This is a genomic window from Streptomyces sennicomposti, assembly GCF_019890635.1.
GTDB classification, from domain to species: Bacteria; Actinomycetota; Actinomycetes; order Streptomycetales; family Streptomycetaceae; genus Streptomyces; species Streptomyces sennicomposti.
Map to the genome: position 1 here is coordinate 1 of NZ_JAIOAB010000112.1, position 7,106 is coordinate 7,106.

Annotated in this window: 5 protein-coding genes; 3 read left to right on the plus strand and 2 right to left on the minus strand. The window is 74.5% G+C overall.

Going from position 1 to position 7,106, the window contains the following annotated elements; genetic code table 11:
• Window positions 1-8: 8 nt before the first annotated feature.
• On the plus strand, window positions 9-2,771 hold the full coding sequence (locus K7787_RS31085; RefSeq protein WP_223003682.1) for a SpoIIE family protein phosphatase: 2,763 nt from the start codon (window positions 9-11) through the stop codon (window positions 2,769-2,771).
• 165 nt (window positions 2,772-2,936) lie between these two features.
• Complete coding sequence (locus K7787_RS31090) at window positions 2,937-3,779, plus strand: chitosanase (protein ID WP_223003681.1); 843 nt, start codon at window positions 2,937-2,939, stop codon at window positions 3,777-3,779.
• 26 nt (window positions 3,780-3,805) lie between these two features.
• Here the strand turns inward: K7787_RS31090 and K7787_RS31095 are convergent, their stop codons facing one another.
• Window positions 3,806-5,635, minus strand: coding sequence for a glycoside hydrolase family 15 protein (locus K7787_RS31095; protein WP_164393799.1), 1,830 nt, complete (start codon window positions 5,633-5,635; stop codon window positions 3,806-3,808).
• 325 nt (window positions 5,636-5,960) lie between these two features.
• Here K7787_RS31095 and K7787_RS31100 point away from each other — a divergent pair, with 325 nt between their 5' ends.
• Window positions 5,961-6,167, plus strand: a complete 207-nt coding sequence (locus K7787_RS31100; protein ID WP_019983557.1) for a hypothetical protein — start codon at window positions 5,961-5,963, stop codon at window positions 6,165-6,167.
• 130 nt (window positions 6,168-6,297) lie between these two features.
• Here K7787_RS31100 and K7787_RS31105 read toward each other — a convergent pair whose 3' ends face one another.
• Window positions 6,298-6,783, minus strand: coding sequence for a DUF5709 domain-containing protein (locus K7787_RS31105; RefSeq protein WP_164393802.1), 486 nt, complete (start codon window positions 6,781-6,783; stop codon window positions 6,298-6,300).
• Window positions 6,784-7,106 lie beyond the last annotated feature (323 nt).

Here is a 7,106-nt window from a genome sequence, read left to right on the forward strand (position 1 = left end):
GTGGCAGCATGGTCCGACTTCCGGGTCGAACCGGCCCCCGGTCGTCCCGCCCGCCCAGCGGCCGGCGCCTGGAGCATGCTCCCGGCCCGGCCCGGCGGGCGCGTGAACGCGCCGAGCGCGGCCGGTCCGGGGCCGGCCGGTCCACGCGGCTCAGGTCCGCGCTGCGCGGGCGCAGCGTCGCCGGCCAGGTGTTCGTGCTCCAGGTCGTCATCGTGCTGCTGCTCGTGGTGGCCGCGGTGGTGGCGCTGGTGCTCCAGGTGCGGCACGACACCGCGGCGGAGGCCCGCAACCGCTCGCTCGCGGTCGCCGAGACGTTCGCCAACGCGCCGGGCACCCGCGAGGCCCTCGCCGCCCCGGACCCGACGGCGATCCTCCAGCCGCGCGCCGAGGCGGCCCGCAAGGCGGCGAACGTCGACTTCATCGTCGTGATGAACACCGACGGCGTCCGCTACACGCACCCGGTGCCGGACCGCATCGGCAAGAAGTTCGTCGGCGACATCGGGCCCGCGGTGCGCGGCGGCACGGTCGTCGAGGAGGTCAACGGGACGATCGGGCGGCTGGTGCAGGCGGTGGTGCCCGTCGAGGCGCCCGGCGGGAAGGTGGAGGGGCTGGTCGCGGCCGGCATCACCACCCGCAACGTGGGCGGCCTCGCCGACCGGCAGCTGCCCGTCGTGCTGGGGGCGGCCGGGGTGGGGCTCGTCCTGGCGACGGCGGGGACGGCGCTGGTCAGCCGGCGGCTGCTGCGGCAGACCCACGGTCTGGGGCCGGGCGAGATGACGCGGATGTACGAGCACCACGACGCGGTGCTGCACTCGGTCCGGGAGGGCGTGATCATCGTCGGCGAGGAGGGCCGGCTGCTGCTCGCCAACGACGAGGCGCACCGCCTGCTCGACCTGCCCGCGGACGCCGAGGGCCGCGACATGCGTGCTCTCGGCCTCGATGCGGCCACCGCGGAGCTGCTGGCCTCCGGAGTGACGGTCACCGACGAGCTGCACCCGGTGGGCGAGCGGCTGCTGGCGGTCAACCAGCGCCCCACCGACCTGGACGGCGGCCCCTCGGGCAGCGTGGCCACCCTGCGCGACTCCACGGAGCTGCGCGCCCTGGCCGGCCGCGCGGAGCTGGCCCGGGAGCGTCTGAGCCTGCTCTACGACGCCGGGGTGGGCGTCGGCACCACTCTGGACGTGACCCGGACCGCCGAGGAGCTGGCCGAGGTGGCCGTGCCCCGGTTCGCCGACTTCGTCACCGTGGACCTGTACGACGCGGTGCTGCGCGGCGAGGACCCGGAGCCGGGCGCGGCGCTGCGCCGTACGGCGGTCGGCGGGATCCGGGACGACGCCCCGCTGTACCCGGTGGGCCGGCAGTTCCGGTTCGTCGACACCTCGCCGCAGGCCGCCGGGCTGCGCACCCGCAGGGCGGTCCTGGAGCCGCGTCTGGAGACGGCGACGGGCTGGCTGGCGCAGGACCCCGAGCGCACCGCGCGGATCGTGGCGTACGGCATCCACACGCTGATCACGGTGCCGGTGCGGGCCGGGACGGTGGTGCTGGGGCTGGTCGACTTCTGGCGCTCGGAGAAGCCCGGGCCGTTCGACACCGAGGAGCTTGCGCTGGCCGAGGAGCTGGTGGCGCGGGCCGCGGTCTCCATCGACAACGCCCGCCGCTACACCCGCGAGCACGGCATGGCGGTCACGTTGCAGCGCAGTCTGCTGCCGCGCCGGCTGCCCGAGCAGAGCGCGCTGGACATCGCCTACCGGTACCTTCCGGCGCAGGCGGGCGTGGGCGGCGACTGGTTCGACGTGCTGCCGCTGTCGGGGGCGCGGGTGGCGCTGGTGGTGGGCGACGTGGTGGGCCACGGGCTGCACGCGGCGGCCACGATGGGCCGGCTGCGGACCGCGGTGCACAACTTCTCCGCCCTGGACCTGCCGCCGGACGAGCTGCTGGGGCTGCTGGACGAGCTGGTCGGCCGGATCGACCAGGACGAGCCGGGGGACGGGCCGGGCGCGCCGGTGATCGGGGCGACCTGTCTGTACGCGATCTACGATCCGGTCTCCCGGCGGTGCGCCGTCGCCCGCGCCGGCCATCCGCCGCCCGCCGTGATCGCGCCCGGCGGCGAGGTGACGTTCGCGGACGTGCCGGCCGGGCCGCCGCTGGGCCTGGGCGGGCTGCCGTTCGAGACGGCCGAGCTGGAGCTGCCCGAGGGCAGCCGGCTGGTGCTGTACACGGACGGGCTGGTGGAGGACTGGCAGCGGGACATCGACACCGGTCTGGCGGAGCTGCGCGCGGCGCTGGCCTCGGCCGGTCCCTCGCCCGAGGAGACGTGCCGCGCGGTGCTGGACGCCCGGCAGCCGTTCCGGCCGGTGGACGACGTGGCGCTGCTGGTCGCCCGCACCCGGGCGCTGGCCGCCGACCGGATCGCCGAGTGGGACGTGCCGGCGGACCCGGCGGCCGTGGGCGAGGTGCGCGCCGCGGTGACCGCGCGGCTGGCGCAGTGGGGGCTGGACGAGCAGGCGTTCACCACGGAGCTGATCCTCAGCGAGCTGGTCACCAACGCGATCCGCTACGGCGCGGCGCCCATCCGGGTGCGGATGCTGCGCGACCGCGCCCTGATCTGCGAGGTGTTCGACGGCGGCAGCACCTCGCCGCATCTGCGGTACGCGGCGGCCACCGACGAGGGCGGCCGGGGTCTGTTCCTGGTGGCGCAGCTCGCCGAGCGGTGGGGTACGCGCTACACGGCGGCGGGAAAGGTCATCTGGGCGGAGCAGCCGCTGCCCTGACCCGGCCGGGCCGCTCCCCCGCGTCCGCTTCCGTACGTTTCTACGAATTCGGCGTTCGACCGGTGACCGTGCGTTCGACTTTCTGGTAGGAAACCTTCCTATCAGTTGGTCGTACGTGCGCAGACTCGGCCAACTGCCCTCCCCCCACTCGTCTTTGGAGCCCCCATGGTGCATCCGAACTCCCGTGCGGCCGCCGTGCCCGGCGTCCCCCGCCGTACCGTCCTCGCCCTCCTCGGCGCCGCCGTGGCCGCCGTCCCGCTGCTCGACGCCCCGGGCGCGACAGCGGCCCCGGCGGCCGGGCCGGGCCTGGACGACCCGGCCAAGAAGGAGATCGCCATGCAGTTGGTGTCGAGCGCGGAGAACTCCTCGCTCGACTGGAAGGCGCAGTACAAGTACATCGAGGACATCGGCGACGGCCGCGGCTACACCGCCGGCATCATCGGCTTCTGCTCCGGCACCGGCGACATGCTCGACCTGGTCCAGCTCTACGCCGACCGCAAGAGCGGCAACGTGCTCGCCAAGTACCTCCCGGCGCTGCGCAAGGTGAACGGCACCGACTCGCACTCCGGTCTCGACCCCGACTTCCCGACGGACTGGCGCACGGCCGCCAAGGACGCCGTGTTCCAGCAGGCCCAGAACGACGAGCGCGACCGCGTCTACTTCGGCCCCGCCGTCGCCCAGGGCAAGGCGGACGGGCTGCGCGCGCTCGGCCAGTTCGCCTACTACGACGCCATCGTGATGCACGGCGACGGCGACGACGCGACCAGCTTCCGCAGCATCCGCAAGCGGGCGCTGCGCACCGCGAAGCCGCCGGCCCAGGGCGGCGACGAGACGGCGTACCTGAACGCCTTCCTCGACGCGCGGGTGTGGGCGATGAAGCAGGAGGAGGCGCACAGCGACACCAGCCGGGTCGACACCGAGCAGCGCGTCTTCCTGCGCAACGGCAACCTCGACCTGAACCCGCCGCTGGACTGGAAGGTGTACGGCGACCCGTACCACATCGGCTGATCGGCGCCCCGGACCGCGCGCCCGGGTCAGCCGAGCGCGCGGTCCAGGTTGTACGCGGCGCTGATCAGCGACAGATGCGTGAACGCCTGCGGGAAGTTGCCCTGCTGCTCGCCGGTGCGGCCGATCTCCTCGGCGTACAGGCCGAGATGGTTGCCGTAGGTGAGCATCTTCTCGAAGGCGAGGCGGGCCTCGTCCAGGCGGCCGGCCCGGGTGAGGGCCTCCACGTACCAGAACGAGCAGATGGAGAACGTGCCCTCGTCGCCGCGCAGTCCGTCGGGGCTGCTCCTCGGGTCGTAGCGGTAGACGAGGGAGTCGGAGACCAGGTCCTCGGTGAGCGCGTCCAGGGTGGCCAGCCACTTGGGGTCGGTGGGGGCGATGAACTTGGCCAGCGGCATCATCAGCACGGCCGCGTCCAGCACGTCGCCGCCCTCGTACTGGACGAACGCCCGCCGCTCGTGCGACCAGCCGCGGTCCATGACCCGGCGGTAGATCGCGTCCCGGCTCTGCCGCCAGCGCGGCAGGTCGGCGGGCAGGCCGCGGCGGTTGGCCAGCCGGATGGCGCGTTCCACGGCGACCCAGCACATCAGCCGCGAGTACAGGAAGTCCTTGCGGCCGCCGCGGGTCTCCCACACGCCTTCGTCGGGCTGGTCCCAGTTGTCGCACACCCAGTCGACCAGGGCGCACACGTCGTCCCACTGGGCGCTGGAGATCGGCTCGGCCCATTTGTCGTAGAGGTAGATGGAGTCGATCAGCGCGCCGTAGATGTCCAGCTGGAGCTGGTCGGCGGCGGCGTTGCCGACCCGGACCGGGGCGGAGCCGCGGTGCCCGCCGAGGTGGCCGAGTTCGCGCTCGGGCAGCTCGGTGCGGCCGTCGATGCCGTACATGACCTGCAGCGGGCCGGTGGCCTTGCCGTCGCCGGGGCTGATGTGCAGGGTCAGAAAGCGCATGAAGGCGGCGGCCTCGCCGGTGAAGCCGAGCCGCAGCAGCGCGTAGACGGCGAACGCGGCGTCGCGCACCCACACGTAGCGGTAGTCCCAGTTGCGCTCGCCGCCGAGGCGTTCGGGCAGGCTGGTGGTGGGCGCGGCGACGATGGCGCCGGTCGGGGCGTAGGTGAGGAGTTTCAGGGTGAGCGCGGAGCGGTGCACCATCTCCCGCCAGCGGCCCCGGTAGCGGGACTGCGCGAGCCAGCGCCGCCAGTACGCGACGGTGGCCGCGAACTGCTCGTCGGCCTCGGTGCAGGCGCACCGGCGCGGGGCCACCGCGCCGCCGACCTGGTCGAGGGCGAAGACGGCCGACTCGCCCTCGGCGAGCTTGAACTCCGCCGTCACGTCCGGGCCGTCCGCCTCCAGTTGCACGGTGGCGGTCAGGGCGAGGGACAGCGACGCCGACTCGAACAGGACCAGCCGGCCCTCGGCGCGCACGGTGTGCGGGTCGGCGCCGTAGTTGAAGCGGGGCGCGATGCGGGCGCGGAACGGCAGGGTGCCGCGCACGCACACCACCCGCCGGATCAGCCGGTGCCGTTCGGCCTCACCTGCCCCGGCGTCGGTCACCGGCATGAAGTCCTGCACCTCGCCGACGCCGTCCTCGGTGAAGAACCGGGTGATCAGCACATTGGTGTCGGGGAAGTAGAACTGCTTGGTGCGGGCCGCCTGGGCCGCGGCGAGTTCGAAGCGTCCGCCGCGCTCGGCGTCGAGGACGGCGGCGAAGACGCTGGGGGCGTCGAAGGCGGGCGGGCAGTACCAGTCGATGGTGCCGTCGGTGCCGACGAGGGCGACGGTGCGCAGATCGCCGATCAGCCCGTGGTCGGCGATGGGCACGCACTCGGGGGCGGACTGCGGACTGGCGGTGTCGGCCATGGCGGCGGCCTCCCTGATCGGGGCGCGCGGGTGGCGCGGACCGGCGCGCGCGGGTGGCGCGAGGGGCGTCCCGCCGCCCGGCCTTCCGGGTCCTTCCAGCTTAGGAGCACTCGGGGCCGGGGGCGGGGGTCCGGTGGTTTTCCCGGGCCGCGGCCAGGTACCCCTACTGCTGCAGCGGGCCGGGGTCTGCCCGGCCCGGTACGCGGGGCCCTTCCGGATGCAGGGTGCGGCGCGGCGGGCAATGGTGGGAGAAGGTCCCGGTCCCGCAGCACGGGCGGCGCAGCCCGCACCCGGTCGGGGACCCGGCCGGACCCGAGGAGGACACATGTCGACGTCACAACCCGAAGCATCCCGTTCGTCCGGGAACCCCTGCACGCCGGACGAGCTGCTGCACGCCCGTACCGGCACCGAAGTGTCGGCGGAGGACGTGGTGCTGGCCGCCGGCCGGGACATCACGCCGCGCAACCTGGAGTGGGCCAAGCGCAAGATCGAGGCGGAGGGCCCGGCCGCGCTGGACAAGCTGCTGCCCTGACCGGCGACGGGCCGGCCGGAGCTGACGCGGCCCGCCGTCACGGAGGGACCGGGACCCGCGGCGGGTCCCGGTCCCTCCGGATGTGCGGCCCCGGCGGGCGTCGTCCGTGGGCGTCGTCCGGCGTGGGGCCTCAGTAGGCGTCGTCGTCGGGCAGGGCGGTGTCGTCCTCGACGACGTGCACGGCGGCCTCCTCCGCGCCCGCGGCCCCCGCGTCGATGCCCTTGTCGGCGGCGATCTCGTCCTTGGTGGTGTCGGGGTGCGCGCCCTCGTCGGGCGCCACCAGCCGGCCGGCGCGGTCCGTGCCCGCCTCCGGGTCGACGGGCTCGCCCTCGCCGCCGGGCAGGTCGCCCACGCCGTCGCCCTCCGGCTCGCCCACGTCGGGGCGTTCCTGGGCCAGTCGCTGGTCGAGGGTCTCGCCCTCGTGCTGTTCGGCGGCCGTGGTGCCGTACTTGTCGACGCCGAGCGGCTTCTCGGGCGGGGAGTACCCCTCGTCGAGGGTGTCGTCGTAGGTCCGCTCGTCCACCGCGTCCTGCATGTCCAGCGGCGCGGCGTCCTCCTGCTCCTCGTTGCTCCCGGTGGGCTGGTAGGCGTCGTCGGCCATGGGATCGGTGCTCACGGGTCCTCCCTCGCGGCGGTCGGTGTCTCGTCGTGCCGTGATCCGCGTTTCCCGCCGGGGCCCGTCCAATCACTTCGCCGCCGAATCGGGGGTACACCAGGTCAGGACCGCCGTAGGCTCCCCCCACCGGGCGCCGGGCCGGGCCGCGGCCCGCCGGTTCACCCTTCGGGGGTGGTCACGGGGGCGTACGGCGGTCGTTGTCCCAGGCAGGTCCCCCGGTCGTCCGTGGACGGTCCACGGGCGCGGAGCGCAGGCGCAGGAGGCGCGGATGGTCCCAGTCCTCGCGGGCTCGTGGTGCGGCGGCGCCCGTCGCGCGGTCGCGG

What these genes read in the sequence shown, in the direction of transcription:
- K7787_RS31085 (WP_223003682.1), top strand. Translation starts at nt 9, where the DNA reads ATGGTCCGACTTCCGGGTCGAACCGGCCCCCGGTCGTCCCGCCCGCCC.
- K7787_RS31090 (WP_223003681.1), top strand. Translation starts at nt 2,937, where the DNA reads ATGGTGCATCCGAACTCCCGTGCGGCCGCCGTGCCCGGCGTCCCCCGC.
- K7787_RS31095 (WP_164393799.1), bottom strand. Translation starts at nt 5,635, where the DNA reads ATGGCCGACACCGCCAGTCCGCAGTCCGCCCCCGAGTGCGTGCCCATC.
- K7787_RS31100 (WP_019983557.1), top strand. Translation starts at nt 5,961, where the DNA reads ATGTCGACGTCACAACCCGAAGCATCCCGTTCGTCCGGGAACCCCTGC.